This window comes from Gluconobacter cadivus, from assembly GCF_015244745.1.
In the GTDB taxonomy this organism is placed as follows: Bacteria; Pseudomonadota; Alphaproteobacteria; order Acetobacterales; family Acetobacteraceae; genus Gluconobacter; species Gluconobacter cadivus.
This window is the reverse complement of the sequence record NZ_JABCQI010000002.1, coordinates 407,610-432,394: the sequence shown is the minus strand read 5'-3', so window position 1 is coordinate 432,394 and position 24,785 is coordinate 407,610. Positions and strand designations below refer to the sequence as shown.

Sequence of the window (24,785 nt, the reverse complement as noted above, 5' to 3'; positions counted from 1 at the left end):
GAACGGAGAGTATCATGAAGATCCTCGTCCCCGTGAAACGGGTCGTCGACTATAACGTCCGTATCCGCGTCCGTCCGGACGGGTCTGGCGTCGATCTGGCGAACGTCAAGATGTCCATGAACCCCTTTGACGAAATCGCGGTCGAAGAGGCCATTCGTCTCAAGGAAAAAGGGGTTGCGGCCGAAGTGGTCGTCGTCTCCATCGGCGTCGCGCAGGCGAAGGACACACTACGAACCGCCCTCGCGATGGGTGCGGACCGCGCCATTCTTGTCACAGCAACCGATGACGTGAACGTGGACCTGGAGCCGCTCTCGGTGGCGCAAATCCTGAGTAAGGTCGTCGCAAACGAAAAGCCGGGTCTGGTGATCGCGGGCAAGCAGGCGATCGACAACGACATGAACGCGACCGGCCAGATGCTCGCCGCCCTGCTGGGCTGGGGACAGGGCACGTTTGCTTCGGCCCTGACGGTCGAGGACGGGTCCGCCGTGGTGACGCGTGAAGTCGATGGCGGTCTTCAGACCCTGCGGCTGAAACTCCCCGCGGTAGTGACGACGGATCTGCGTCTCAACGAACCCCGCTACGTCGCGCTGCCCAACATCATGAAGGCGAAGAAAAAGCCGCTTGAAGAGCTGTCGCTCGACACGCTGGGCGTCGAGGTGCGCCCGCGTCTGACGGTTCTGAAGACGGTCGAGCCGCCGCAGCGTCAGGCGGGTGTGAAAGTCGGCTCCGTCGATGAACTGGTGTCGAAACTCAAAAATGAAGCAGGAGTCCTGTGATGTCCGTTCTGCTACTTGCCGAAGTCACCGAGGGTCGCCTTTGGACGAATACGGTGGCCAAGGCCCTGACGGCAGTTGCCACGCTGGGTGACGTGCATGTTCTCGTCACGGGAGAGAACTGTGCGGCAGCCGCCGATGAAGCGGCGAAGCTGGCGGGTGTGTCGAAGGTTCTTCTGGCGGACGATGCGTCTCTGGCGCACGGGCTTGCCGAACCCGTAAGTGCGCTGATCGTTTCGCTGGCGGGGCATTACAGCCACATCGCCGCTGGGGCGACAGCGTTTTCCAAGAATGTGTTGCCGCGCGTGGCCGCTCTGCTGGATGTTATGGTGCTCTCCGAAGTGACCGCCATACACGACGCGGACACGTTCGAGCGCCCGATTTATGCGGGCAATGCGATCCAGACGATCCGGTCTTCTGATCCGGTGAAAGTCTTCACAATCCGCACGGCGGCCTTCACGGCCGCTCAGGGTGGTGGAAGTGCTGCTGTCGAAATCATCAGCGTTCCGGCCGATCCCGGCCTGTCGCAGTGGGTCGAAGACAAGACGATCGTCTCCGAGCGCCCGGACCTGACATCGGCGAAAAGCATCGTGTCCGGTGGTCGTGGTCTCGGATCGAAGGAAAATTTTGACGCCATTACTGCCCTTGCGGACAAGCTGGGCGCCGCCGTTGGCGCAAGTCGTGCGGCAGTTGATGCCGGATATGCGCCCAATGACTGGCAGGTCGGCCAGACCGGCAAGGTCGTGGCGCCGGACCTTTACATTGCGGTCGGCATCTCGGGCGCCATCCAGCATCTCGCCGGCATGAAGGATTCCCGCGTGATCGTGGCGATCAACAAGGATGAGGACGCCCCGATCTTTCAGGTCGCCGATTACGGACTGGTCGGGGATCTGTTCACCATCCTGCCCGAACTGACGGCAAAGATCTGACCATGCGCAGCCTCGGCATCACCTTCGGACAGGGAGAACGCTCATGACGGCCATTGAACGCGAAAGCATGGAGTATGACGTCGTCATCGTCGGTGGCGGCCCGGCAGGCCTGTCCGCGGCCATCCGTCTCAAGCAGCTTGATCCGAATATGTCCGTCGTCGTGCTAGACAAGGGATCCGAGATTGGCGCGCACATTCTCTCCGGGGCGATTATTGATCCCTGCGCGCTTGATGTTCTGCTACCGAAATGGCGGAACATGAACGCGCCGATCAGCGTGCCGGTGCAGACAGACAGTTTTTACGTCCTCGGCGAGAAGGAACAGACACGTCTGCCCAACTGGCTCATGCCGCCCTTCATGAACAATCACGGCAATTATATCGTGTCGCTGGGGAATGTCTGTCGCTGGCTTGCCGAGACGGCAGAAGCGCTGGGTGTCGAGATTTTTCCCGGTATGGCGGCCAGTGAACTTGTTTATGGCGACAGTGGCGAGATCCGGGGCGTGGTCGCCGGAGAATTCGGTCGTAATGCCGACGGTACGCCGGGAGAAAATTACGAACCCGGCATGATCATCGCCGGAAAATATGTGTTGATCGCCGAAGGTGCGCGCGGGTCTTTATCGCTTCAAATCATGAAGCGTTACGGCCTGTCGGACGGTCGGGAACCGCAAAAATTCGGGATCGGCCTGAAGGAAATCTGGGAGGTGAACCCCGCAAAGCACAAACCCGGCACGGTCGTTCACACGATGGGGTGGCCGCTGGGACGCAATGCCGGTGGTGGCGCGTTCATCTATCACCTCGACAACAATCAGGTCTGTGTCGGGTTCGTCGTGCATCTGAGCTACGAAAATCCCTATCTGGACCCATACCGGGAATTCCAGCGTTTCAAGCATCACCCGCTGATGGCCGGGCTGCTGGAAGGTGGAAAGCGGATTGCGTATGGCGCCCGCGCTATTTCGGAAGGGGGATGGCAGTCCATCCCGAAAGTCGTTTTCCCCGGGGGTGCGCTGCTGGGCTGCTCGGCGGGGCTTGTAAATGTTCCGCGCATCAAGGGCAGCCACAACGCCATTTATTCAGGGATACATGCTGCCGAAGCCGCTTATGCGGCAATCCGAAAAGGGCGGAGCGGCGATGAACTCAGAGCTTATGAAACAGCCCTGAGGGAGGGACCAATCGCCCGCGACCTCAGGCGCGTGCGCAACGTCAAGCCACTCTGGGAAAAATACGGGCTTGTGGGCGGGATTGTGCTGGGCGGTCTGGATATGTGGACGGCGTCCGTGACCGGAGCACCTTTGTTCGGGACGTTGCACCATCACAAAACCGATGCCGCGGCGACGGGAAAGGCTGCGGATTTTTCGCCCATTGCCTATCCGAAACCAGATGGAAAGCTCAGCTTCGACCGCGCAACCAATGTGGCCTTTTCGTTCACCAATCATCATGAAGGCCAGCCCTGTCATCTGAAGCTCAGGAATCCTGATCTTCCGATCACGGTAAATCTGCCGGTCTATGCCGAACCTGCACAGCGCTACTGCCCGGCCGGGGTTTACGAGATTGTCGAAGACGCGGGGAAGCCGCGCTTTCAGATCAATTTCCAGAACTGCGTGCACTGCAAGACCTGCGACATCAAGGACCCATCCCAGAACATCGTCTGGACACCGCCGCAGGGCGGGGACGGTCCAAATTACCCGAATATGTAAGTTTTACAGTTCAGATTAAAGTAACGGCATCCATGCAGGGTTCGGAATCCATGCCTGCCGAAGTATTTCTTCCGATCATACAAGACGATCAAGAAGAGGAAGATGGTCATGAGTGACGTTGGCGTCGTACAAAGCATTCCGCGCGTTTCACTCAACGGCAGAAGTGCCCTCGTAGCCACACTGGCTGCGGTAGCGGGTCTGATGTTCGGGCTGGACCTTGGAGTTATATCCGGAGCGTTGAAATTCATCGGGATCGAGTTTCAGGTCAATGATTTCGGCAAGGAGTGCATCGTCTCCGGCATGATGGTCGGCGCGGCACTGGGGGCGCTGTTTGGCGGTCGGCTCTCCTATGTTTTAGGGCGCAAAAAGCTGCTGATCATTTCGGCGCTGCTCTTCATTTCCGGCTCGGCGCTGTGCGCTCTGGCACCTTCCGTCGCCCTGCTGATCGGCGGACGTGTTGTCCTCGGTCTGGCGATCGGTGTCGCAAGCTTTACGGCACCGCTCTATATTTCGGAAATCGCGCATCAGCAGCATCGTGGCGCCCTGATTTCCGTCTATCAACTCATGATTACGGTCGGCATTCTGGTGGCGTTCATTTCCGATGCGCTTTTGGCCTATTCCGGGTCGTGGCGCTGGATGCTCGGAATTGTGGGAATTCCGGGCGTACTGTTTTTGATTGGCGTGTTGTTCCTGCCGGACAGCCCGCGTTGGCTGGTCCTGCGTGGACGGCACGACGAGGCCTTTGACGTCCTGCACGGTCTGCGCGGCAATGATGCGCATGCCCGTGACGAAATCGTCGAGATCCGCGAGCAGCTTGCTCAGTCTGACGGTGGCTACACACTCTTCAAAAAGAACCCCAATTTCCGCCGTGCGGTCTATCTGGGCGTAGCGCTTCAGGCGATCCAGCAGTTCACCGGCATTAATGTGGTCATGTATTACGCGCCCCACATCTTCGAGATGGCGGGTTTCGGCACCAGCGCCGCGCTCTGGGGCACGGTCATCGTGGGGCTGGTCAATGAGCTCTCCACCTTTATCGCCATCGGATATGTCGATCGCTGGGGCCGTCGGCCGATGTTGATTGCAGGCTTCGTCATGATGGCGCTGGGCATGTTTACGGTCGGCATGCTGCTCTATTTCGGTACGGGCGACAGCGATCTGGCGCGTTACGCAGCCGTTGCGATGCTGCTGTGCTTCATCGTCGGGTTTGCCTTTTCCGCCGGGCCTCTGGTGTGGATCCTGTGCTCTGAAGTGCAGCCCATCAAGGGGCGAGACTTCGGTATCGCCTGCTCCACCTTCACCAACTGGGGCACCAACATGATTGTTGGTCTTACATTCCTGTCGCTTCTCACGGCGATGGGAAATGCCCAGACCTTCTGGCTCTACGCGCTGCTCAATCTCGTCTTTATTTTCGTGACGATGAAGTTCGTTCCCGAAACCCGGGGCGTCTCGCTTGAGCAGATCGAGCGGAATCTCATGGCGGGCAAACCCCTCAACCGCATCGGCCTGTAAGCACAGGTTCCTCCTCCCTCACATAAAAACAGGCCCTGACATCGGGCCCCCAAACGGAGACGGTATCGTGACAGTCAAGATCGGGATCAATGGATTTGGACGGATAGGGCGTCTGACCCTGAGAAGCATTATCGAGAGCGGTCGGACCGACATCGTTCCCGTTGTCATCAATGGTCCTGGCAGTGTCGAAGACAAGGTTCACATGCTGGTTTACGACAGCATTCACGGCAGGTTTTCAGGGAAGGTCCGTCTTGAAGGCGACCATCTGACGATCGAGGCACAGGGCCGGACTTACGGACCGATCCGCATTTCCTCAGAGCGTGATCCAGCGGCGCTGAACCTTGATGGCGTGGATGTCGCCATGGAATGCTCGGGACTGTTTACATCGAAACAGGCCGTACAACCCCTGTTACAGGCGGGAGCGCGAAAAGTTCTTATCTCTGCGCCTGCGAGTGATGTGGATGCCACGATCGTGTATGGCGTAAATCATGAGGCTCTCAGGCCGGGCATGACCGTTGTCTCGAATGGTTCATGCACAACCAACTGTCTCGCGCCGCTTGTAAAGATCGTCGACGAAGCATTCGGAATCGAATGCGGTTACATGCTGACCGTTCATTCCTACACCGGCGACCAGCAGATCGTGGACCGCAGACATCGGGACCTGCGGCGCGCCCGCGCCGCCGGATTGAATATGGTGCCAACCTCCACAGGCGCAGCCAAAGCGATCGATCTTGTCCTGCCACATCTCAAGGGCCGGCTTTCCGGATCGTCATTGCGTGTGCCGACACCGAATGTCTCGATGGTCGCACTCGATTTCATGCCGTCGCGCGCGCCGTCATCCGTAGATGAGGTCAATGCCGTCTTCCGCGATGCGGCCACAGGGGCTCTTGCAGGCATATTGGATTATAGCGACGCCATGCTGGTTAGCAGCGACTTCAATCACAGTCTCGCATCCTCCAATTTCGACGCGACACAGACATCCCTCATCCGGAACGGTGAAATGGTTCATGTCTGTAGCTGGTATGATAACGAATGGGGTTTCTCGAACAGGATGATCGACACCGCCGTTTTTATGGCTTTGCAATCTGACTGAGCGCAGGCAACTTTGATAAGTCGCCCATTTTGATAAAAAACGGAATGACGGTTTTTACCTGTTTTGCGGATAATTTTTAGCTGTTTTTGCCTTCTTGGGAATAAACACTGGCCGGTGGTGCGCGCCGCTATGACGAGGCTATGTTATTTCCGAAAGGACAAAATCAATGATCCGCGTTTTTCTCAGCCTGATTTTTGCCGTTGCTATCGGCGGCACGGCCTTCGCAGGAGCCAAGCCGGAATCGTTGGAGGAGTTAACCCATAACCTCAACATTGTGCTTAACGAGGAGCTTGATGGAAAGGCATCTCTCAACGGGCGGCTGATCGTGCGCGTCGAACGTGTCTCGATTTGCAAGTCGGCGGTCTGGACACAGAGCAACGGCGTCGGATCGCCATTGCGGCGTGATCTGCTGGAGTGGGACAAAATGTTTGATGACAACCCTTGGTTTGATGCCCGGCTTCATTATTGGAAGTTCGTCTATGTTGATCATCGGATCAACGATGTCGTGTCCATGCCTCTCACGGCGCATCCGGACCGTTTTGACGATTCTGCTGGTATCAACCTCCTGTCGTGCCAACCCAAGCGACATCATCGCTAACCACGATTCCCGCGAACGAGGGCCGAAATAAACGAGCCCCATAAACTTGAGGAACTGTTGCTCCTAAATAGAACTGAGCATGAGGCTGGTCTCTGAATTGAGAATACCATCGGTCATACGAACTTCCCTCAGAACACGATCGAAATTCTGAAGGGTATCTGTCCGAATTTCCGCAATAAGATCCCAAGCACCATTCGTTGTGTGAAGCGTATAAAGCTCCGGAATGGATCGCAGGGCGCGGATCACTGAGGTGGTCGATTTTCCAGAAACCTCAATCAGCATAATGGCCCTGATGTCGTCGTGATGTTCACGCGCTCGAACGGTAAACCCTAAAATGGAGCCATTTTCCAACAGGCGATCCAGCCGCGCCTGAACAGTCGCGCGTGATACGCCGATGATGGATGCAAGCTTGGCGACAGGTGCCCGCCCATCCTCACGCAGAATGGAGATAAGGGTACGATCAAGGTCGTCAAAAATATACATACGTTATTATGCTATATACTATCGAGCAATATGACTGATTTTTTTTCATATTTTATATCATATTGATCATGTTAACCAGCATATCGTGAAGGCACCATTATCCCACAGCAGAAAGCAGGAGAGATCATGGTCCAGTATGTCGGCGTCGAAAACCTTATCCAGCTGATACGTTCGGTTGGGGTAGAAACATTTCTGACGGAACTGGCCACTTATGTCGAAGAAGACTTCCGCCGTTGGCCGGAATTCGACAAGACGCCGCGCGTGGCGAGCCATTCCCGCGATGGTGTGATTGAACTGATGCCAACGGCCGATGATGCGCTCTATAGCTTCAAGTATGTTAACGGTCATCCTAGGAATACGCGCAAAGGCCTCCAGACCGTTACGGCATTCGGTGTGCTGTCAGATGTGCAGTCCGGCTATCCGCTCATGCTTTCTGAGATGACCTTGCTCACCGCTCTGCGAACGGCCGCGACGTCTGCAGTGGCGGCTCGCTGCCTGGCCCGGCCCAACAGCCGGGTGATGGCCATCATCGGTCTCGGCGCGCAGTCTGAATTTCAGGCGACGGCCTTCAAGGCGCTGTGCGGCATTACGCATCTCAGAGTTTACGATGTGGAGTCTGCCGCAACGGAAAAATTCTGTCGGAACATGCAGACCAGTGGGCTCGATATCATCGTCGCAAACAGCAGTCAGGATGCCGTATCGAGCGCCGATATCATCACGACCGTGACGGCTGACAAACTGAAGGCCACGATCCTGTCTGATAACATGATCGGCGCGGGCGTTCACATCAATGCCGTCGGTGGCGACTGTCCGGGAAAAACCGAGTTGCAGGCCGCGCTTTTGAACCGTGGACGCGTTTTTGTAGAATATCCTGAACAGACCCGTATTGAAGGTGAAATTCAGCAGATGCCGCAAGATTTCCCCGTGACGGAACTCTGGCAGGTCATGACCGGAGACGTTCAGGGCCGCCGCTCCGAACAGGACATCACGATCTTTGATTCGGTGGGTTTCGCCACGGAGGATTTCTCTGCACTGCGTTACCTTAGAGACAAAATTCTGGGCACAGATTTTTATACGGAAATCGACCTTGTGGCCGAGCCGGAAGACCCCCGTAACCTCTTCGGTCTTCTCAATCAGGTCTGAACTCAGTCATTCCAGAGCATTTCAGGGGAATATTGTCATGACGTCCTTCTCAGTTCAGGCCCCGAGAGCGGTGGTCATGATCCGACCGCACCATTTCCATCCCAATCCGGAAACGGAACAGGATAACGTCTTTCAGACGCGGGACGGTACGCGGACGACTTCAGAAATTGCGACACAGGCTCATGCCGAGGTCACCCGGGCGGCAGAAGCCTTGGAACAGCTCGGTGTGAAGGTTCATCTGTTCGAAGATGAAACAATAGAAACGCCGGATTCCGTCTTTCCCAATAACTGGTTCTCCACTCACGCTGGTGGCCATATTGCAATTTACCCGATGTTCTCTCCAAACCGCCGCCGTGAGCGACGCGGAGACGTTATCGAAATGCTCAAACACGAATACCGCGTCCAGGATGTCATTGATTATTCCGGACTGGAGCAGGACGGTCTGTCTCTTGAAGGGACCGGGGCCATGGTCCTCGACCATATCAGCCGCATTGCCTACGCGGCCAAATCCAACCGGACCAACGAAGTCGCCATGGAGCGCTTCTGCACCCATTTCAATTTTGAACCGATTGTTTTTGATGCGGCAGATGAGGCCGGGCGCCTTATTTATCATACAAATGTGCTGATGTGTGTGGGCACCAGTTTTGCAATGATCAGCCTGGAGACAATCAGCAACCTGCACCGTCGTCAGGAAGTCCGAAACAGACTGACCGAAAATGGTCGTGAAATCATTGATCTCTCCTTTAACCAAATCAATGATTTTGCTGGAAATGCTTTAGAACTTTCAGGATCTCAGGGGCGCGTTCTGGCCTTGTCGCGACGCGCCCTCAAGGCACTGCGGCCAGAGCAGATCCGGATCATCGAACGCTCGGCAACGCTTTTGCCCCTGGATGTCCCAACCATCGAACTGGCCGGCGGCTCCGTTCGCTGCATGATGGCAGGAGTGCATCTGACACCGCGTTTCTGAATGCCAAAACCGCCCCCGGCATGACCTTTCGAATGTATCGATCAACGAGGGGGCAATATGTGTGCCAGGTAGCGCGAAAGCTGCGCCTCCAAATTGTCAGAAGGGATAATTCCGGCGATGTAACCGTCCGGACGCACAAGGACCCACTGATCGGGTTCGACACCGTACGCTTCGGCGATATCGCCTTCTTCATCGACGAGTTCATGCCCCGCGCCAATGGTGACGATCCGAACACCTGCGATGGCCAACGACCGGTCACGCACCACGTAACCGAGCAGGGTCCAGTGAGCTCCTTGAAAAACCGAAAACAGCCGCGTCCGCTGCCCGGCCTGTCCGCGACAGGGCGCATCAGGGGCGCGATCGCCCGCCTGCACTTTGCCGCTCACCGAACCGGGCACGTTCAATGATGAACCGCGATAGCCGAGGTCAAGCTGACGCGCCTCGCGATCGCGTCGCATGGTGCCCTGCTTGACTTCCCCAAGCAGCCGCGTCGAGAGACGCAGCATGTTCAATGCGACCGGTCGCCGCTCCGCCTCGTAACTGTCGAGCAGCGCCTCCGGCGCCCTCGCGAGCACGGACGCCAGCTTCCAGCCGAGATTATAGGCGTCCTGAACGCTGGTATTGAGGCCCTGCCCGCCGGTTGGCGGGTGAACATGTGCGGCATCCCCCGCAAGGAAGACGTGCCCGACCCGATAGCGATCGGCCAGACGCGCACTCATCGTATAAACCGAGGACCACGACACAGAACGGACCGTAATGTCTTCCCTGCCGGTCCGGTCTTTGATCAGCGCGGTCAGCCCGACCGGAGACAGATCGACCTCTCCGTCGAGAGCCACAGGAGCCTGAATCTGGAACAGGGCCGTCCCCGCCAGAGGACAGATCATCACCTGTGTTTCGGGTGAGCCGAACTGGAACCGATGCCAGACAGACCGATCCAACCCCTCCAGCCGCACATCGGCAACGATCGCACGCACGCCCAGTGCTTCTCCCGGAAAATCGATCGCCAATGCATGACGCACGAAGCTGCGGCCACCATCGGTCCCGACGAGGAACCGGGCGCGGATAACCTGCTCGCCGCCGTCCTGTTCGATCCTCGCCGTAACGCCCTGGGCGTCCTGTTCAAACCCTGTCAGTCGCGTCCCAAAATGTGGATGATGGCCCAGTTCGGCAAGCCGCTCCCGCATGACGGCTTCGGTGGCGAACTGCGGCAGCATCAGTGGCGCCGCATAGGGCTCGGCTGCGGTCGGGAAGACGTCTGCTTCCGTCAGAAGCGACATTTTATGGGTTCCATCAGGGCGATACTGACACAGCGGCGGATAGGGGCCGCCTGCCGCAGCCACACGATCAACGATGCCGAGATCCTCGAAAATCTCCATCGTCCGGGGCTGGATGCCCTTGCCGCGCGACCCGCTGAACGGCTGCGTATTCTGCTCGATCAGTCGGAACGAAATTCCACGTCGGGCGAGGTCGATGGCAAGTGTCAGGCCCGCAGCCCCCGCACCCGAGATCAGGACGTCTGTATCGAAAGACACTGGCAGCTCCGCGAATCAATATGTAATATTCACATATATAGGCTCCGCGTCGAAGGCAACGAAAAACGTGAATAATGCACACGATTCTGAGATCCTGCGGGGACTCCATGCCGCGATCATCGATCTGGTCGATGAAATCAACCGGCCGCGTCGGGATGATCGCCTGATCGAAGAGGCCGGTATTCCGCTGGATCGGGCCCTGTTTCCGCTTTTGGCGCGCGTATGGCGTTATGGTCCGATCGGTGTTGTCGAACTCGCGGATCGGACGGGCCGCGATCATACGACCATCAGCCGACAGATGACCAAGCTGGAGGAACTGGGCCTCATCGAGCGCAAGCCGTCCATGACGGACAGGCGTGTTCGGGAAGCGACAGTGACAGAAAAGGGGCAGGAAATGGTCGACCTGCTCAACGCAGCGCGCGAGAGGCTGGCGAACCGCATTCTCGTCGACTGGACCGACGAAGACCTCGATCAGTTGAGGGCGCTCCTGAGACGCTTCGCTGACGATCTGATGCGATGAGTTCGAAAACAGACGTTGCGGCCCGATCCTGATCCAAATCCGTCACGTTGTCTGCTCTTGGCTCCCCCCGCACAGCCGCCGAGCAGGGTCTCGACTGGTTCCGCGCGTTGCGAGCCATTGTGCATGGCCTGATCGCGACGCGGGATCGAGCAACTTATATGGCAGAACGGAACTGGGGATTGACAGGCGCTACGCTCTGAGGAGCGACCATCTGCTGATAGGGCGGAATGCACCCGATTTCAGGGGAAATAAATGGTGCCCAAGGGCGGAATCGAACCACCGACACTGCGATTTTCAGTCGCATGCTCTACCAACTGAGCTACTTGGGCACCGAGCTTCAGGGCGAACCCCGTTGCGGAGATGGGATGTAGCTTATGATTGCGGTGGGATCAACCCTCTCCGTCGCGATATTCGTCCTGTTCTTCGTGATTGTCCTGACGAAAGGACGGAACGCGGTATGTTCCGCTGAACCAGCGGCCCAGATCGACATCTGCACAGTGGCGGGAGCAGAACGGGCGGAACTGGGGATCTGTGGGGCGGTGGCAGATCGGGCAGGTGGACTCGCTCATGACAGGCTCCAGCTTGCAGGGGAGGCGTTGGGGTCAAGGACAAGGTCTAACGTCCGCGCGCGCCGTGACGTGAAATCAGCGAGAGCTTCAGGATCACTTTCCAGCGCCTTGATGAGGCTGATCGAGGCCGTCAGCGTCTGTCCGGGGCGGTCTTCGCGCAGGATCGTCCGCAGGATGGACAGAGCCAGACCCTGTGGGGAAGACAGAAGTTCATGAAGGGGCGGGCGACGGCGCGGGCGCGTTAGCTCCAGCAGACCCGATGGCGTTGCGCCGAGGACTTCCGGTTTGAGCGGGTCGCCGGACAGGACCTCGCGCAGGAAGGGGACCAGAGCGGGGCGTTTGCGCGTCTTTACACCTGCCGGATCGACCAGAATCGTGCCTGAGAGGTTCCGCAAACGCATCTGCCGGGCAAGGTCTGGAAAAGCTGCGACATTCCCCTTGAAGTCAGGAGCGCCGCTGCTGTCGAGGTCGATGGCAACCAAGGCAGGCGTCGGAAAAAAACTGGCGGTCAGCAGGCCCAGATCGGCATCGGAACTGCCAAGACTGTCGAAATCGGCTTCAAGCGCGCCATCGAACGCCTGCTGGCAGCGCTGAAGGCGCGGACGCAGCCGCACAGGCAGTTTTGCGGCAATACCCGGATCATCCACGAAAATTGGCGCATCAGAATAGCGGTCCGCCAGTTCGTCCAGCGGGGTCGGGCCGCGTTCCAGAAGTTTCGGAGCGGAAGGCGCTTCGGCAGGCATATCGGCCCGACGCAGACGCAGGCCTTTTCCGTTCTGTGCCGAGCGACTGACGCGCGCTGCGATCAGAGTGCCTTCTATCAGGGCATCGCGTGTGGAGAGAAAACCGCTCTGCCCATCTTCTAACAGAACGAATGCGCCACCGAGGGTCGGGGCGGTCTTTTGAACGCGGGCAACGTGCCAGTCTTCCAGACCATCCGGGCAGCCGGGACGCCAGAGTGCGACGTCCAGCAGCGTGTCATGATCCGTGACGGCAATCCGCACTTCGCCCGGAGAACAGGCTGCGCGGATTTCAGTCATGCAATCCAGCCGCCTGAAGGCTTGCCCACCGGTTGTCCGCGCAGGAGCTGCGCGGTTTCAAACAAAGGCAGCCCCACAACGGCGGAATAGCTGCCGCCAATCTGGCGGATATGGGCGGCGGCGGCGCCCTGAATGGCATAACCGCCCGCTTTGCCCTTCCAGTCCCCCTGCGCGATCAGGGCGTCGATCTGCGCGTCCGTCAGGCGATGGAAAATGACGGAGGTTTCCACCAGCCGCTCGCAGGAATTGCCCTGCTGCCAGCCCGCGCTCGGGCGCAGGACCACGGCCGTCAGAACCTTGTGCCGACGGCCCGACAGCAGCTTCAGGCAGGCGCGGGCCGTCTTTTCGTCTTCGGCTTTCGGCAGGACACGCCGGCCGACCGACACCACGGTATCCGCGCCGAGGACCAATGCGGCGTCCATGCGCTGCGCGGCCACATGCTCCGCCTTCTGGCGGGCGAGGCGCTGCGCAAGCGGGCGCGGCAGTTCGCCGGGGCGCGGTTCTTCGTCGATATCGGCGCTGACGACGGCGTCGGGCACGATGCCGATCTGTTCCAGCAGGCTCAGGCGGCGCGGGGAGGCGGAGGCCAGAACGAGCTTCGGACGGTCCAAAAGGCCGGATGACCCTTCTGCGGAAGACGGGGATGCGGTCATGCGGCGGACTGTCTTACTTGAAGCGGAACGTGATCCGGCCCTTGGACAGGTCGTAGGGCGTCATTTCGACGTTGACACGGTCACCGGCCAGAACACGGATGCGGTTCTTGCGCATCTTGCCGCTCGTATGGGCGAGGATGGTGTGCTCGTTGTCGAGCGTGACGCGGAACATGGCGTTGGGGAGCAGTTCCATGACGGTGCCGGTAAACTCGATCAGGTCTTCTTTTGACATGTGAATCCTTGCTTCAGGGACAGGGTAATGATCTGCGCGCGGCAGTGGCTCCGGTGCGGAGCCAGAAAATCCAGCCCGCTATGTGCGGACTGTCAGCCGAAAGGTCAAGCGCGACCGGCCCCTGTCCCGGGATTCTTGCGGTTTTTATGCCGGTTCGGCGTGGTTTTCAGGAGGCTTTACCGGCAGCCTGCGCTCCGCCTTGAGCCGCGGCGCGGGCGGCCATCTTTTCTTCCTCAGTCCAGATGCGGCGTTCGCGCACCTTCTGCGGCTTGACCTGCTTGACCGGACCGCCGCCGAGCACGGGCGGCCGCATGGTGGAGTTCCGGGCCTTTTCGCAGTGCCATTCATGGCTGTCATGAACGTCCAGAGTCCGACCGATCTCACGCTCGACGGCATGGAGCCAGGCGCGCTGTTCGGCATCGCACAGCGTGATGGCAAAACCGCTGCGGCCCGCACGGCCCGTGCGCCCGATCCGGTGGACATAGCTTTCCGGCAGGCTCGGCAGGTCGTGGTTGATGACATGTGTGACCGTATCGACGTCAATGCCGCGCGCCGCGATATCGGTCGCTACCAGAACCTGAACATCGCCCACGCGGAATGCATTCAGCGCACGCTCGCGCTGGCCCTGCGACCGGTTGCCGTGCAGCGCTTCCGCCGTGATGCCGGACTCCGTCAGGAAGGTGCAGACCTCGTTGGCGATGTTCTTTTGCAATGTGAAGACGACGGCCTGACCGATGCCCGGCGTCTGAAGCTGGGACAGGAGAGCCGCTTTCTTGTTGGACGCATCAAGGAACATGACTGACTGCGCGATGCGGTCCACCGTGGTGGAGGGCGGTGCGATTTCGACCTTGGCCGGGTCGCGCAGGAGGCTCTCGACGAGGGCCGTAATGGATTTCGGCATGGTCGCGGAAAACAGCACCGTGTGTCGGTCTGCGGGGAGTGTTGCGACAATGCGTTCGATCGGCTTGGCAAAGCCCATGTCGAGCATCTGGTCGGCTTCATCCAGCACCAGCGCCTCAAGCTGCGACAGATCGCACAGGCCCTGCTCGATCAGGTCCAGCAGGCGTCCCGGTGCAGCGACGATGATGTCCACGCCCTCTTCAAGCGCCTTGACCTGATGGACCTGACTGACGCCACCGAAAATCGTGGTGACGCGCACGGGCTGGTGACGGCTGAAGCTCTCGAACCCGTCTGCAATCTGCGAAACCAGCTCGCGCGTGGGCGCCAGAACCAGAATGCGCGCGCCATTTTTAGGGGCAGGGCGCGGGGTTTCGGCAAGCCGGTGCAGCAAAGGAAGCGCGAAAGAGGCCGTCTTGCCCGTGCCGGTCTGCGCCAGTCCGAGCAGATCGCGACCTTCCAGCAGAAACGGAATGGACTGGGCCTGAATGGGCGTCGGCTTGACGTAGCCTGCGTCGTCCAGAGCACCAAGGATTGTGGGCGTAAGGCCGAGATCGGCAAAAGTTACGGACATAATAAGGCGGCGCCTCCGGCGCTGAGTAAAGCTGCGCCTGATGGGGCTTCGCGGATTCAGAAAGCGGGCTTGTACGAATGATGCTTCCCGCCGTCAACGCGACCGAAAAGCATGCAGCCTCAGCCCGTCAGGACAGTTTGGAAATATCGCGCATGGCGACGACCAGATTCATATGTGACGCCAGAAGCCTCTGCGGAAGTGACGGCAGATAGATGCGGATGGCCTCAAGCCGTTTGGACTCCGGAAGGGCCGCAAACGGCGTGCGCGATCCCGGACCGTCGCTCCCCGCGTCATAGCTTTTTGCAATAGCGGCCAGCAGCGTCGCGGGGATGGAGGCCAAAAGCGCTTTCTGCGCCGGGTTCAGGAGGCGGTCCCGCAGGGGGCCGGAGAGCGTGCGCTCTTCGGCTATTTTCGGTTCTTCATAAGGCTTGAGCTGACTCAGCGGGAATTCGACTTCCACGCCATTGGCCTGCTCGACATAGCCGGTGGTGCCGTCGATATCGACCAGCCTGCCGTCATGCGCGCCCTTCAGGTCCGAAACACGATCACCGATCGACAGGCGGGCCATCAGTTCTTCTCCAGTCGGGCTGACAGGCTGAGGGCATGGGCGTCCAGTCCTTCGGCGGTTGCCAGAGCCACACCCGCGGGTCCGATCCGGCGCAGACCGGCTGCATCGGTTTCGATGGTGGTGGTGCGCTTGATGAAATCGAACACCGATAGGCCGGAGGCGAACCGCGCCGTGCGGCTGGTCGGCAGGACGTGGTTCGGGCCGCCGACATAATCGCCCACGGCTTCGGGGCAGTTGCGCCCCATGAAGATCGCACCGGCATGGCGGACCATCGCCGAGAAATCGCGCGGGGCGTCGAGCATGACTTCCAGATGTTCGGGTGCCAGTGCGTTGACGATCTCGGCGGCTTCCTCAAGCGAACGCACGACGATGATCGCGCCATGATCGTCCCAGCTTTTCGAAGCGATGGCGGCACGGGGCAAGGTTTCCAGCTCTTTGCGGACGGCCTCGGCGGCGCGCTCTGCGAAGGCAGCATCCGTCGTCACGAGAATGGCCTGAGCCTGCTCATCATGCTCGGCCTGTGCGAGCAGATCGAGTGCGACAAGGCGCGGATCGTTCTGCCCATCGGCCACGACCACGACTTCGGACGGCCCGGCGATGCTGTCGATGCCGACATGTCCAAAGACCTGCCGTTTGGCTTCCGCAACATACGCATTGCCCGGCCCGACGATGCGGTCCACCGGGGCGATGAGGTCCGTACCGAACGCCATGGCGCCCACGGCCTGAGCGCCGCCAATGCGGTAGATTTCCGTCACGCCGCAGAGCTGCGCGGCTGCAAGAACCACCGGGTTCAGCACGCCGTCCGGGGCCGGGACACACATGGCCAGCCGCTTCACACCCGCCACACGGGCGGGCAGGGCGTTCATCAGTACGGAGGACGGATAGGCCGCCTTGCCGCCCGGAACATAGAGCCCGACCGCATCCAGTGGGGTCCAGCGCATGCCGAGGCGGATGCCGTCTTCGTCCGTGAAGTCCAGATCCTTGGGCATCTGGGCGGCATGGAACGTTTCGACCCGCCGTGCGGCGGTGCGGAGGGCGTCCATCAGGTCCGAGGGCACGCGCGTGGCTTCGGACGCGATCTCTTCCGCACTGATACGGAGTTTTTCAGCAGGCAGGGTCAACCGATCAAACCGGGCGGTATAGTCGCACAGGGCCTCGTCGCCCCGGCTGCGGACGTCTGCGAGGATCGCACGGACCGGTTCGGCCACGCTGCGTTCGTCACTTCCACGCGCTGCGAGGAGTGTTGCGAAGTCTGCGGAAAAGTCGGCGGCAGTTGTATCGAGGCGTTTCATCAGACCGCGCCCTCCGTGGCGAGGGCTGTACGGAAACGCTCGATCAGGGCGCTGATTTCTTCAGGCCGGGTCTTGAGCGCGACGCGGTTGACGATCAGGCGGCTCGTGACATGGGCAATGGTCTCGGTTTCCATCAGGCCATTGGCGCGCAGGGTGGAGCCGGTATCGACCAGATCAACGATCACGCTCGCCAGATCTAGCGTCGGTGCGAGTTCCATCGCCCCATTCAGATGCACGATCTCGGCATTGATGGCGCGGGAGGCGAAGTGGCGGCGGGCAATAGTCGGGTATTTCGTGGCAACCCGCAGACGGGACTGACCCGTTGCGGGATCTTCGACCATGCTCTTGGGGCGTGCCACGCAAATGCGGCAGCCCCCGATGCCCAGATCGAGCGGGGCATAGATATCCGGATAGTCGAATTCCATCAGGACATCCGCGCCGCAGACGCCGATATCGGCGCCGCCATAGGCCACGAAGGTTGCGACATCGAAGGAGCGGACCCGCACGACATCCAGATTCGGATCGGACGTGCCAAAGCGCAGGCGGCGGCTGCTTTCGGTCAGGCAGTCCGGGTCGGGTTCGATGCCCGTGCGTGTCAGGACCGGAGCCAGCGCCTTGAGGATGCGGCCTTTCGGGAGGGCGAGGATGAGCGGCGTATGATGATGCGCGGTCGTGTCCGTTCCGTTCCGGGTAATGATCGGGGGGTCGGTCTGGAGCGCTGTCATGCGACGTCTGGTCCTTGGCTGTCCGCAGGCACTGGGAACGGCAGCGCATATCACGAAGCCGGAGTCTTCCCAAGCCTTGCGCGGTTTCAAACAGCCTTGAGAGTGCTTTGACACGGAATCTTCTTGACGAACATTCCGAAAGCGGATCACTCTTGTATGCATGTCTGCTGACATAGAAACATACCTCTTTCCCACGCCGCTTTCGGATGCCAGCGCCCTGCCGTTGCGCGTTCAGATCCGCGAGCGGGTGCTGGCCGCTATCGGGTCGGGGCTGCTGAAGCCCGACGACCGACTGCCGACCATGCGCGCGCTCGCCGTTCACCTGCGGGTGGATCTCAACACCGTCCAGCGGGCCTATGCGGAACTCGAGCGGCTGGGCGCGATCCGGACGCTGCGGGCGCGGGGCAGTTTCGTCAGCGCCACACCGCCACACCCGGACGGCGCCCTCAAAGCCGCGGAAGTCCGCGCGCTCGCGGCCTCCACCATCGCCCGCAGTCAGGCCGCGGGCCTTGATCCCGAAGCGGTCGTCATCGCCATGCGCGATCTTCTCGGTCTGCCTCCCACTCCCTCCGAGCCCGAGAGCGGCTCTGCCAAAGGCTGATGTCCATGCCGGATTTCCCCGTCCTTCCTTCCATGTCGCTGGTGCCATCCATGAATCGGAAACTGCCTCTCAACACGATTTCCGCCTCCATCGCGGCGATCGTTTTTTTGCTTTCGGCCGGACTGACGGCTCTGACGCGGCAGCCCGGCTGGGTCATCGGTGGCTTCGTGCTGGCCCTGCTCGTGCATCTATCGCTCAAGATGTGCAATTCTTGGCAGCGCGTTCTGGTTCTGCGGGCAGGAAAGATTCAGGGGCTGCGCGGTCCGGGCCTGTTTCTGATTGTGCCCTTTCTCGATCAGATCGACGCCGTTGTGGACCAGCGTATCCGCACGGTGCCCGTCCATACGCGTCAGACCCTGACGCGCGATACAACGCCGGTGGATGTGGACGCGGTCGTGTTCTGGATGGTGCATGATCCGCTGCGGGCCATCACGGAGCTGGACAATTACGAGGGTTCGGTCTCGATGGTCGCGCTCACGACGCTGCGCGAGGTTGTCGGCAGTTCGGATCTGGCGACGCTGCTGGAAGACCGCCGCCGTATCGACGGCGAATTGCGCGATCTTATCGAGATCAAGACGCGCGAATGGGGCGTTACAGTTCAGGCTGTCGAAATCCGCGACGTACAACTGCCCGACAGTCTTCAGGATGCCATGAGCCGTCAGGCGCAGGCCGAGCGCGAGCGTGCTGCCCGCGTCACGCTGGCTTCGGCAGAACGGGAAGTGGCGCATGAACTGGCGCAGGCGGCCAAGACTTACGAAGCCTCGCCGATCGCGCTCCAGATCCTTCAGATCAACCGTATTTTTGAGATGAACAAGAACCGCGGCACCACCATCCTGATGCCGACAACCATGGCGGATGCCATGACCTCCGCGACGGCCTTTGCCGCCGCAATGCAGACCGTCCAGCCGGATGCAGGCGCCCCGGCTGAGACTGGTGGAGTCAGCGGCTGAAGCTGGCGACCATGTCCGGCAGGTTGCGCTGACGTCGCGTAGCCAGCCGCGCGGCTGTCAGGACGGAGCGGGCCTGCGAGATAGCGGTATCGAGGTCCGAATTGATGATCGTGTGATCGAATTCGGACCAGTGGGAAATCTCGTTCAGCGCCGCCTGCATGCGCTTGGCGATTTCTTCGGGATGGTCTGACGCGCGTTTGTTCAGGCGGCGTTCCAGTTCTTCCAGAGACGGCGGCAGAACGAACAGGCTCACCACATCGTCCGGTAGGGCCGCGCGCAGAAGGCGGTGCCCCTGCCAGTCGATATCGAACACCATGTCATGACCGGCATTCAGCGCTTCCTCAACTGGTGCGCGCGGTGTGCCATAGCCCCGACCGAAGACTTCCGCCCATTCCAGTAGTTCGCCATCCGCAGCCATGCGGCGGAATTCCGCGATATCCCGGAAATGGTAATGCACACCCTCGACTTCCCCCGGACGCGGCCCGCGCGTCGTGACCGAGACGGAATGGCGCAGGGTTGGCTCTGAAGCGCGCAGGGCGTTGGCAATGGTGGACTTGCCCGCGCCAGACGGGGCCGAGATCACCAGACAGACGCCACGGCGGGGCAATTGGGTCATGGGGTCTCCTTGGAAGAATGAACCGGACAGGAATGTTCTGCCGAAGCGTCTAGCGTAAAGGGGGCGGTTCTGGCCAGATATTCAGAGCCTGTTCAGGGCGCTGCCCTGAAACCCGCCAAAGGCCGGGGCCTTTGGAAACAGCTTTATTTGGAATCTGGATCAAAGGGGCGAGCCCCTTTGTGGGGCGCGGGGCAACGCCCCGATCCTCACGGCTCGGACTGAAGCTGCGCAACAATAGCACTACTGATCGTCCGTCGTGTCGGTCCACCCAGAACATGCCCGAGCGGGGCCAGAACTTCGATATGGTCACAGACAATCTTGAAGACAGCGAGCATCGGCACGGACAGGAAGGCGCCCGAAATACCCCACATCCAGTCCCAGAACAGCAGCGATCCCATGACGAAAACGGGATTGAGCGTGAAGCGCCGGGCCAGCAGCATGGGGGTGATGGTCTCGCCTTCCAGCACATGGATCAGCAGATAGATCGACGGCGGCAGGAGCGCGTAAAGCAGGGACGGAAAACTGAACAGCCCGACCACGAAATAGACCACCACACCCGTGAGCGGCCCGATGATGGGAATGTAGTTCAGCAGGAACGCCAGCACGCCCCACAGAAGTGGGTTGGGCATGCCGGTCGCCCAGCACTGGATCATGTTCACCAGCCCTACACCCAGATTCATCATGGTGATTGTCACGAGATAGAGCGAGACGTTCTGCTCGATCTGCGTCGCCATCTCCACGAGGCGGCGCTTTTTGGCGTAGGTCGGCATGATCTCGACGCAGCGGCGCAGAAGCGTGTCGCCTTCCGTCATGAGGAAGAATAGCATCAGCAGCATCGAGAAGAAGCCGCCTGCAAGCTCCCGCGTCCCGGCCAGAACGGAAGAGCCGAGCCGCGAAAGCGCCGTCTCCCCGCTGATCGGTCCGGTGACGCCATGTGCCGTATGTGTGTTGCCGGAATGGCCGCTGAACATCGCCGACAGACGCATGTAATCGTGCTGGATCATGTCGATCGGCCCGCTGAGAACGGCCAGCTTGCTTTGCAACGCGGGGAGCGTCTGCGGCGCACGGGTGATCCAGCCAGCCGCCGGGACGGAAATCGTCGTGGCGATTCCGCCCACGATTCCGAACATCATGACAATCAGCAGCAGGCCCGCCAGATGCCGGGGCAGCCGCAGGCGCTGGGTCAGGAAACGCATGGGTGCGATCATCAGCAGGTTCAGCACGAGCGCGAAGACGAAGGGCAGAAGGATGGGGGCCGTGAAATACAGCGAATAGAATACGGCGAGAATCGTCAGGATCAGGACGCACATGTCCCGGATGTTCAGATGGTCGCGCAGCAGGTTCCGGTCGAGTGTGGGGTCCGGAAAATCGCCGTCCGGCAGCAGTTTTTCACCAGTTCTCCCAGACGGGGACGCGGTATCGCTACAGGCAGGGTCGGCGGAGGACGCAATGGGACGGCCGGACATGTTTTTTTGCCTGCAACGAAGACGGAGCTTACGGACCAGAACGGTCCGCGAAAGGACACAGTTACGTGTTCTGCCCAAAAAACCCCTTGAACTCCAGTGGCATCCGGTCACTAAATCATGAGGAGCGCCTGTGGATGTGTTGTTGTCACATCTGCCGGTTATCGGAGACCAAGGAGAAAAATCATGGCCTGGAACACACCGAAAGTTACCGAAATCCCGCTGGGCGCAGAAATCAACTCGTATGTCTGCGGCGAGAAGAAATAAGCCTCTTCCCCGAGGCCCCGTCCTTGAGGAATATGGCACGGCCGCTCCCCTTCGGAGCGGCCGTTTTCATTCATGGGGGCCGCAGGGCGCCCGATTCAGACGGTTTGTAACAAAATGATTGATGTCATCGTGCTTGGCGCGGCGGCAGGGGGCGGTTTTCCGCAGTGGAATTCCGCAGCGCCCGGCTGTGTGGCCGCCCGCACGCGACAGGGCGCGAAAGCCCGGACCCAGGCCTCCATCGCCGTCAGCGCCGACGGAAAACGCTGGTTCATTCTCAACGCCGCGCCCGATCTGCGCCAGCAAATCATCGAGACCCCGGCCCTGCATCATCAGGGCAGCCTGCGCGGAACGCCTATTCAGGGCGTCGTTCTGACCTGCGGCGAAATCGACGCCATTACGGGGCTTCTGACGCTGCGCGAGCGCGAACCCTTCAGACTGATGGGTAGCGACTCGACGCTTCGGCAACTGGCGGACAATCCGATGTTCGGCGCGCTCGACCCTGAGATCGTGCCGCGCATCCCGCTGCTTCTCAACGAGCCCATGTCCCTGATGAACAAGGACGGGATTCCCTCGGGGCTGCTGCTGACGGCCTTCGCCGTGCCGGGTAAGGCTCCGCTTTATGCAGAGGCCGCAGGCTCAAAGCCCGACGAAACGCTGGGTCTGTCTATAACGGACGGGCTGAAAACGCTGCTTTTCATCCCCGGCTGTGCGCATATCACGCCAGAGATCGTGGAGCGGGTGGCTGCGGCGGATCTCGTTTTCTTCGACGGAACGCTGTGGCGGGACGACGAAATGATCCGTGCCGGGCTGAGTCCCAAGAGCGGCCAGCGGATGGGGCATGTTTCGGTCAATGACGCCGGCGGCCCCGTTGAATGTTTCACGATGTGCGAAAAACCTCGCAAGGTCTTGATTCATATCAACAACTCCAACCCGATTCTGTTCGAAGACAGCCCCGAACGCAAAAGCGTCGAACGCGCCGGATGGACGGTTGCGGAAGACGGCATGACTTTCAGACTGGACACACCATGACGCTCCTCACCCCTGACCAGCTTGAAGAGAGGCTTCGGCAGATCGGTGCCGAGCGGTACCACAACCGGCACCCCTTTCACCGCAAACTGCATGACGGCAAGCTCGACCGGGCGCAGGTTCAGGCCTGGGCGCTGAACCGCTATTATTATCAGGCTCGCATCCCGGCCAAGGACGCGACTCTCCTCGCACGGCTGCCCACGGCCGAGCTGCGCCGGGAATGGCGGCGCCGGATTGAGGATCATGACGGTACGGAGCCCGGAACGGGTGGTGTCGCGCGCTGGCTGATGCTGACGGATGGTCTGGGGCTGGATCGCGACTATGTGGAAAGCCTCGACGGTCTGCTTCCGGCGACGCGTTTTTCGGTCGATGCCTATGTGAACTTCGTGCGGGACCGCTCCATTCTGGCCGCCATCGCGTCCTCGCTGACGGAGCTGTTTTCGCCCACGATCATCAGCGAGCGCGTCTCTGGGATGCTGCGGCACTATGATTTCGTGTCGGAAAAGACGCTGGCCTATTTCACGCCCCGTTTGACGCAGGCGCCGCGGGATTCCGATTTCGCGCTGGCCTATGTCCGCGAAAACGCCCGCACGCCCGAGCAGCAGAAAGAGGTTCTGGAAGCTCTGGAGTTCAAATGCTCCGTGCTGTGGACCATGCTGGATGCGCTCGATTATGCCTATGTGGACGGCCACATCCCGCCGGGCGCCTTCGTTCCATGACGGACCAGTCCTGTGTCGCGGAGGAGAGCGTTCTCTCCTTCGCGCGGGGCCATCGGCTCCAGCACGATCGCGTGAGAGACCTGTGGATCGTGCAGGCGCCTGAAAAAGCGTTTGTGATCGAGGGCTCCGCACCGCATATTCTGCGGCTTCTGGATGGGGAGCGAAGCGTCGGCGACATCATCCAGCAGCTTGCAAACGAATTTTCCGCCCCGCGTGAGGTCATCGCGAAGGATGTCCTCGCGCTTCTTTCTGAACTGACAGAAAAGAACGTCCTGCACACATGACACTGCCTTCGCCGCCGATGAGCCTTCTGGCTGAACTGACGCATCGTTGCCCGCTTTCCTGCCCCTATTGCTCCAATCCGCTTGAACTTGAACGAAAAGCGGCGGAACTCGACACCGTCGGTTGGCGCTCCGTGCTGGAACAGGCCGCCGAACTCGGTGTGTTGCAGGTTCATTTCTCCGGCGGTGAGCCGATGGCCCGGCCCGACCTCGTCGAACTGGTGTCCCTCGCACGCAAGCTTAACCTGTATTCCAACCTGATCACCTCCGGCGTTCTGCTGGACGAAACGAAGCTGGAGGCGCTGGACAAGGCCGGGCTGGATCATATCCAGCTGTCCTTTCAGGACGTGACGGAGGCGGGTGCCGAGCGGATTGGCGGTCTCAAGGGGGCGCAGGCCCGCAAGATTGAGGCGGCGCGGCTTATTCGGGCGTCCGGTATTCCGATGACGCTCAATTTCGTGGTGCACAGGGAAAATGTGGCCCGTATTCCCGAGATGTTTGCTCTGGCGCGGGAGCTTGGGGCCGGACGTGTGGAGATTGCGCATACCCAGTATTATGGCTGGGGGCTGAAAAACCGTGATGCGCTTTTGCCCAGTCGTGAGCAGCTTCAGGAAGCCACACGCGCCGTCGAGGCGGAACGTGCGAAAGGTGGTCTGTCGGTCGATTATGTGACGCCGGATTATCATGCGGACCGGCCCAAACCCTGTATGGGCGGCTGGGGGCAGCGCTTCGTGAATGTCACGCCCTCAGGGCGCGTTCTTCCGTGTCACGCGGCGGAGATCATCCCCGATGTCGCATTCCCGAATGTGCAGGACGGGACCCTGTCGGACATCTGGAACTGTTCGCCCCTGTTCAACATGTTCCGGGGGACGGACTGGATGCCCGAGCCCTGCCGCTCCTGCGAGCGCAAGGAACAGGACTGGGGCGGATGCCGCTGTCAGGCACTGGCGCTGACGGGCGACGCCGCCAACACCGACCCGGTCTGTAGTCTTTCGCCGTTTCATGACCGTGTGGAAAAGGCCGTGGCGGAAGCGTCAGAAAAGCCGGAGCTTGTGTACCGACGTTTCTGACA

29 protein-coding genes and 1 tRNA gene are annotated in these 24,785 nt (G+C 60.3%); 17 read left to right on the top strand and 13 right to left on the bottom strand.

The features are described from left to right. The first annotated feature begins 14 nt into the window (after window positions 1–14). The 6 genes from HKD28_RS04870 to HKD28_RS04845 all read left to right on the top strand — a co-directional run bounded on the left by HKD28_RS04870 (window position 15) and on the right by HKD28_RS04845 (window position 6,595). Window positions 15–776, top strand: coding sequence for an electron transfer flavoprotein subunit beta/FixA family protein (locus HKD28_RS04870; RefSeq protein WP_194267294.1), 762 nt, complete (start codon window positions 15–17; stop codon window positions 774–776). Then, entirely contained in the window at window positions 776–1,702 is a 927-nt protein-coding gene (locus tag HKD28_RS04865) for an electron transfer flavoprotein subunit alpha/FixB family protein (protein WP_194267291.1), read from the top strand. Before HKD28_RS04870 ends, HKD28_RS04865 begins: the two co-directional genes overlap by 1 nt. A gap of 43 nt (window positions 1,703–1,745) precedes the next feature. Continuing rightward, complete coding sequence (locus tag HKD28_RS04860) at window positions 1,746–3,395, top strand: electron transfer flavoprotein-ubiquinone oxidoreductase (protein ID WP_194267290.1); 1,650 nt, start codon at window positions 1,746–1,748, stop codon at window positions 3,393–3,395. 108 nt (window positions 3,396–3,503) lie between these two features. Next, on the top strand, window positions 3,504–4,904 hold the full coding sequence (locus HKD28_RS04855; protein ID WP_194267289.1) for a sugar porter family MFS transporter: 1,401 nt from the start codon (window positions 3,504–3,506) through the stop codon (window positions 4,902–4,904). 67 nt (window positions 4,905–4,971) lie between these two features. Next, window positions 4,972–5,997 carry a type I glyceraldehyde-3-phosphate dehydrogenase gene (gap, locus tag HKD28_RS04850; protein ID WP_194267288.1) on the top strand — a complete coding sequence of 342 codons (1,026 nt, stop codon included), beginning with the start codon at window positions 4,972–4,974 and terminating at the stop codon, window positions 5,995–5,997. 166 nt (window positions 5,998–6,163) lie between these two features. Beyond that, a complete protein-coding gene (locus HKD28_RS04845) occupies window positions 6,164–6,595 on the top strand; it encodes a hypothetical protein (RefSeq protein ID WP_194267280.1) in 432 nt (143 codons plus the stop codon). A gap of 63 nt (window positions 6,596–6,658) precedes the next feature. On the opposite strand, the gene HKD28_RS04840 is transcribed toward HKD28_RS04845, so the two are convergent. After that, on the bottom strand, window positions 6,659–7,078 hold the full coding sequence (locus HKD28_RS04840; RefSeq protein WP_194267278.1) for an Lrp/AsnC family transcriptional regulator: 420 nt from the start codon (window positions 7,076–7,078) through the stop codon (window positions 6,659–6,661). A 126-nt stretch (window positions 7,079–7,204) separates the two neighbouring features. Between HKD28_RS04840 and HKD28_RS04835 the strand changes: the two genes are divergently transcribed. Together HKD28_RS04835 and ctlX are read left to right on the top strand one after the other, a co-directional pair. Then, window positions 7,205–8,221 (top strand): ornithine cyclodeaminase, encoded by a 1,017-nt coding sequence (locus tag HKD28_RS04835; RefSeq protein WP_194267276.1) that lies wholly within the window; start codon window positions 7,205–7,207, stop codon window positions 8,219–8,221. Between the two features lie 37 nt (window positions 8,222–8,258). Further along, window positions 8,259–9,188: a citrulline utilization hydrolase CtlX gene (ctlX, locus tag HKD28_RS04830; protein ID WP_194267273.1), complete on the top strand. Its 930-nt coding sequence runs from the start codon at window positions 8,259–8,261 to the stop codon at window positions 9,186–9,188. A 41-nt stretch (window positions 9,189–9,229) separates the two neighbouring features. Here the strand turns inward: ctlX and HKD28_RS04825 are convergent, their stop codons facing one another. After that, the gene (locus tag HKD28_RS04825) at window positions 9,230–10,720 is read right to left on the bottom strand and encodes an FAD-dependent oxidoreductase (protein ID WP_194267270.1); all 1,491 of its coding nucleotides are present in this window, start codon (window positions 10,718–10,720) and stop codon (window positions 9,230–9,232) included. Between the two features lie 67 nt (window positions 10,721–10,787). Between HKD28_RS04825 and HKD28_RS04820 the strand changes: the two genes are divergently transcribed. Then, entirely contained in the window at window positions 10,788–11,240 is a 453-nt protein-coding gene (locus tag HKD28_RS04820; protein ID WP_194267267.1) for a MarR family winged helix-turn-helix transcriptional regulator, read from the top strand. A gap of 47 nt (window positions 11,241–11,287) precedes the next feature. Further along, window positions 11,288–11,440: a hypothetical protein gene (locus tag HKD28_RS15570; protein WP_207728849.1), complete on the top strand. Its 153-nt coding sequence runs from the start codon at window positions 11,288–11,290 to the stop codon at window positions 11,438–11,440. A gap of 53 nt (window positions 11,441–11,493) precedes the next feature. Here HKD28_RS15570 and HKD28_RS04815 read toward each other — a convergent pair. From HKD28_RS04815 to hisG, 9 genes are all read right to left on the bottom strand, one after another. Then, window positions 11,494–11,569 (bottom strand) — tRNA-Phe (locus HKD28_RS04815). Between the two features lie 60 nt (window positions 11,570–11,629). Further along, window positions 11,630–11,809, bottom strand: a complete 180-nt coding sequence (locus HKD28_RS04810; RefSeq protein WP_194267264.1) for a DNA gyrase inhibitor YacG — start codon at window positions 11,807–11,809, stop codon at window positions 11,630–11,632. Further along, window positions 11,806–12,849, bottom strand: a complete 1,044-nt coding sequence (locus tag HKD28_RS04805) for a ribonuclease E/G (protein ID WP_194267261.1) — start codon at window positions 12,847–12,849, stop codon at window positions 11,806–11,808. Before HKD28_RS04805 ends, HKD28_RS04810 begins: the two co-directional genes overlap by 4 nt. Next, window positions 12,846–13,502: a Maf family protein gene (locus HKD28_RS04800; RefSeq protein WP_194267259.1), complete on the bottom strand. Its 657-nt coding sequence runs from the start codon at window positions 13,500–13,502 to the stop codon at window positions 12,846–12,848. Before HKD28_RS04800 ends, HKD28_RS04805 begins: the two co-directional genes overlap by 4 nt. 13 nt (window positions 13,503–13,515) lie before the next feature. Then, complete coding sequence (gene infA / locus HKD28_RS04795; protein WP_007282896.1) at window positions 13,516–13,734, bottom strand: translation initiation factor IF-1; 219 nt, start codon at window positions 13,732–13,734, stop codon at window positions 13,516–13,518. 166 nt (window positions 13,735–13,900) lie between these two features. Next, window positions 13,901–15,205, bottom strand: coding sequence for a DEAD/DEAH box helicase (locus tag HKD28_RS04790; RefSeq protein WP_194267257.1), 1,305 nt, complete (start codon window positions 15,203–15,205; stop codon window positions 13,901–13,903). A 127-nt stretch (window positions 15,206–15,332) separates the two neighbouring features. Continuing rightward, window positions 15,333–15,773 carry a hypothetical protein gene (locus HKD28_RS04785; protein WP_194267254.1) on the bottom strand — a complete coding sequence of 147 codons (441 nt, stop codon included), beginning with the start codon at window positions 15,771–15,773 and terminating at the stop codon, window positions 15,333–15,335. Continuing rightward, window positions 15,773–17,065, bottom strand: a complete 1,293-nt coding sequence (hisD, locus tag HKD28_RS04780; RefSeq protein ID WP_194267252.1) for a histidinol dehydrogenase — start codon at window positions 17,063–17,065, stop codon at window positions 15,773–15,775. The genes HKD28_RS04785 and hisD overlap by 1 nt, the downstream gene beginning before the upstream one ends. Continuing rightward, window positions 17,065–17,790, bottom strand: a complete 726-nt coding sequence (hisG, locus tag HKD28_RS04775) for an ATP phosphoribosyltransferase (protein WP_194267250.1) — start codon at window positions 17,788–17,790, stop codon at window positions 17,065–17,067. Before hisG ends, hisD begins: the two co-directional genes overlap by 1 nt. A gap of 160 nt (window positions 17,791–17,950) precedes the next feature. On the opposite strand from hisG, the gene HKD28_RS04770 reads away from it, so the two are divergent. Beyond that, entirely contained in the window at window positions 17,951–18,391 is a 441-nt protein-coding gene (locus HKD28_RS04770) for a GntR family transcriptional regulator (protein ID WP_194267249.1), read from the top strand. A 50-nt stretch (window positions 18,392–18,441) separates the two neighbouring features. Further along, on the top strand, window positions 18,442–19,341 hold the full coding sequence (locus tag HKD28_RS04765) for a slipin family protein (protein WP_235993299.1): 900 nt from the start codon (window positions 18,442–18,444) through the stop codon (window positions 19,339–19,341). Here HKD28_RS04765 and gmk read toward each other — a convergent pair. Further along, window positions 19,331–19,957 carry a guanylate kinase gene (gene gmk / locus HKD28_RS04760; protein WP_194267248.1) on the bottom strand — a complete coding sequence of 209 codons (627 nt, stop codon included), beginning with the start codon at window positions 19,955–19,957 and terminating at the stop codon, window positions 19,331–19,333. The two genes, HKD28_RS04765 and gmk, sit on opposite strands and share 11 nt — an antisense overlap. Before the next feature lie 206 nt (window positions 19,958–20,163). Continuing rightward, on the bottom strand, window positions 20,164–21,423 hold the full coding sequence (locus HKD28_RS04755; RefSeq protein WP_194267247.1) for an AI-2E family transporter: 1,260 nt from the start codon (window positions 21,421–21,423) through the stop codon (window positions 20,164–20,166). Between the two features lie 183 nt (window positions 21,424–21,606). On the opposite strand from HKD28_RS04755, the gene pqqA reads away from it, so the two are divergent. The 5 genes from pqqA to pqqE all read left to right on the top strand — a co-directional run bounded on the left by pqqA (window position 21,607) and on the right by pqqE (window position 24,783). Next, window positions 21,607–21,687: a pyrroloquinoline quinone precursor peptide PqqA gene (gene pqqA / locus HKD28_RS04750; protein WP_010502998.1), complete on the top strand. Its 81-nt coding sequence runs from the start codon at window positions 21,607–21,609 to the stop codon at window positions 21,685–21,687. 114 nt (window positions 21,688–21,801) lie between these two features. Continuing rightward, complete coding sequence (gene pqqB, locus HKD28_RS04745) at window positions 21,802–22,716, top strand: pyrroloquinoline quinone biosynthesis protein PqqB (protein WP_077803979.1); 915 nt, start codon at window positions 21,802–21,804, stop codon at window positions 22,714–22,716. Beyond that, complete coding sequence (gene pqqC, locus HKD28_RS04740) at window positions 22,713–23,432, top strand: pyrroloquinoline-quinone synthase PqqC (protein ID WP_062027332.1); 720 nt, start codon at window positions 22,713–22,715, stop codon at window positions 23,430–23,432. The genes pqqB and pqqC overlap by 4 nt, the downstream gene beginning before the upstream one ends. Beyond that, complete coding sequence (gene pqqD / locus HKD28_RS04735; protein WP_194267244.1) at window positions 23,429–23,716, top strand: pyrroloquinoline quinone biosynthesis peptide chaperone PqqD; 288 nt, start codon at window positions 23,429–23,431, stop codon at window positions 23,714–23,716. The genes pqqC and pqqD overlap by 4 nt, the downstream gene beginning before the upstream one ends. Continuing rightward, complete coding sequence (pqqE, locus tag HKD28_RS04730; protein WP_194267241.1) at window positions 23,713–24,783, top strand: pyrroloquinoline quinone biosynthesis protein PqqE; 1,071 nt, start codon at window positions 23,713–23,715, stop codon at window positions 24,781–24,783. The genes pqqD and pqqE overlap by 4 nt, the downstream gene beginning before the upstream one ends. The last annotated feature ends 2 nt before the right edge of the window (window positions 24,784–24,785 follow it).

Coding starts and splice junctions, on each gene's coding strand:
- HKD28_RS04810 (WP_194267264.1), bottom strand. CDS start 11,809: ATGAGCGAGTCCACCTGCCCGATCTGCCACCGCCCCACAGATCCCCAG.
- HKD28_RS04790 (WP_194267257.1), bottom strand. CDS start 15,205: ATGTCCGTAACTTTTGCCGATCTCGGCCTTACGCCCACAATCCTTGGT.
- hisD (WP_194267252.1), bottom strand. CDS start 17,065: ATGAAACGCCTCGATACAACTGCCGCCGACTTTTCCGCAGACTTCGCA.
- HKD28_RS04770 (WP_194267249.1), top strand. CDS start 17,951: ATGTCTGCTGACATAGAAACATACCTCTTTCCCACGCCGCTTTCGGAT.
- pqqA (WP_010502998.1), top strand. CDS start 21,607: ATGGCCTGGAACACACCGAAAGTTACCGAAATCCCGCTGGGCGCAGAA.
- infA (WP_007282896.1), bottom strand. CDS start 13,734: ATGTCAAAAGAAGACCTGATCGAGTTTACCGGCACCGTCATGGAACTG.
- HKD28_RS04755 (WP_194267247.1), bottom strand. CDS start 21,423: ATGTCCGGCCGTCCCATTGCGTCCTCCGCCGACCCTGCCTGTAGCGAT.
- HKD28_RS04870 (WP_194267294.1), top strand. CDS start 15: ATGAAGATCCTCGTCCCCGTGAAACGGGTCGTCGACTATAACGTCCGT.
- gmk (WP_194267248.1), bottom strand. CDS start 19,957: ATGACCCAATTGCCCCGCCGTGGCGTCTGTCTGGTGATCTCGGCCCCG.
- HKD28_RS04845 (WP_194267280.1), top strand. CDS start 6,164: ATGATCCGCGTTTTTCTCAGCCTGATTTTTGCCGTTGCTATCGGCGGC.
- HKD28_RS04855 (WP_194267289.1), top strand. CDS start 3,504: ATGAGTGACGTTGGCGTCGTACAAAGCATTCCGCGCGTTTCACTCAAC.
- HKD28_RS04840 (WP_194267278.1), bottom strand. CDS start 7,078: ATGTATATTTTTGACGACCTTGATCGTACCCTTATCTCCATTCTGCGT.
- HKD28_RS04805 (WP_194267261.1), bottom strand. CDS start 12,849: ATGACTGAAATCCGCGCAGCCTGTTCTCCGGGCGAAGTGCGGATTGCC.
- HKD28_RS04865 (WP_194267291.1), top strand. CDS start 776: ATGTCCGTTCTGCTACTTGCCGAAGTCACCGAGGGTCGCCTTTGGACG.
- pqqB (WP_077803979.1), top strand. CDS start 21,802: ATGATTGATGTCATCGTGCTTGGCGCGGCGGCAGGGGGCGGTTTTCCG.
- HKD28_RS04800 (WP_194267259.1), bottom strand. CDS start 13,502: ATGACCGCATCCCCGTCTTCCGCAGAAGGGTCATCCGGCCTTTTGGAC.
- hisG (WP_194267250.1), bottom strand. CDS start 17,790: ATGACAGCGCTCCAGACCGACCCCCCGATCATTACCCGGAACGGAACG.
- pqqC (WP_062027332.1), top strand. CDS start 22,713: ATGACGCTCCTCACCCCTGACCAGCTTGAAGAGAGGCTTCGGCAGATC.
- HKD28_RS04860 (WP_194267290.1), top strand. CDS start 1,746: ATGACGGCCATTGAACGCGAAAGCATGGAGTATGACGTCGTCATCGTC.
- ctlX (WP_194267273.1), top strand. CDS start 8,259: ATGACGTCCTTCTCAGTTCAGGCCCCGAGAGCGGTGGTCATGATCCGA.
- HKD28_RS04835 (WP_194267276.1), top strand. CDS start 7,205: ATGGTCCAGTATGTCGGCGTCGAAAACCTTATCCAGCTGATACGTTCG.
- pqqD (WP_194267244.1), top strand. CDS start 23,429: ATGACGGACCAGTCCTGTGTCGCGGAGGAGAGCGTTCTCTCCTTCGCG.
- pqqE (WP_194267241.1), top strand. CDS start 23,713: ATGACACTGCCTTCGCCGCCGATGAGCCTTCTGGCTGAACTGACGCAT.
- HKD28_RS04785 (WP_194267254.1), bottom strand. CDS start 15,773: ATGGCCCGCCTGTCGATCGGTGATCGTGTTTCGGACCTGAAGGGCGCG.
- HKD28_RS04765 (WP_235993299.1), top strand. CDS start 18,442: ATGAATCGGAAACTGCCTCTCAACACGATTTCCGCCTCCATCGCGGCG.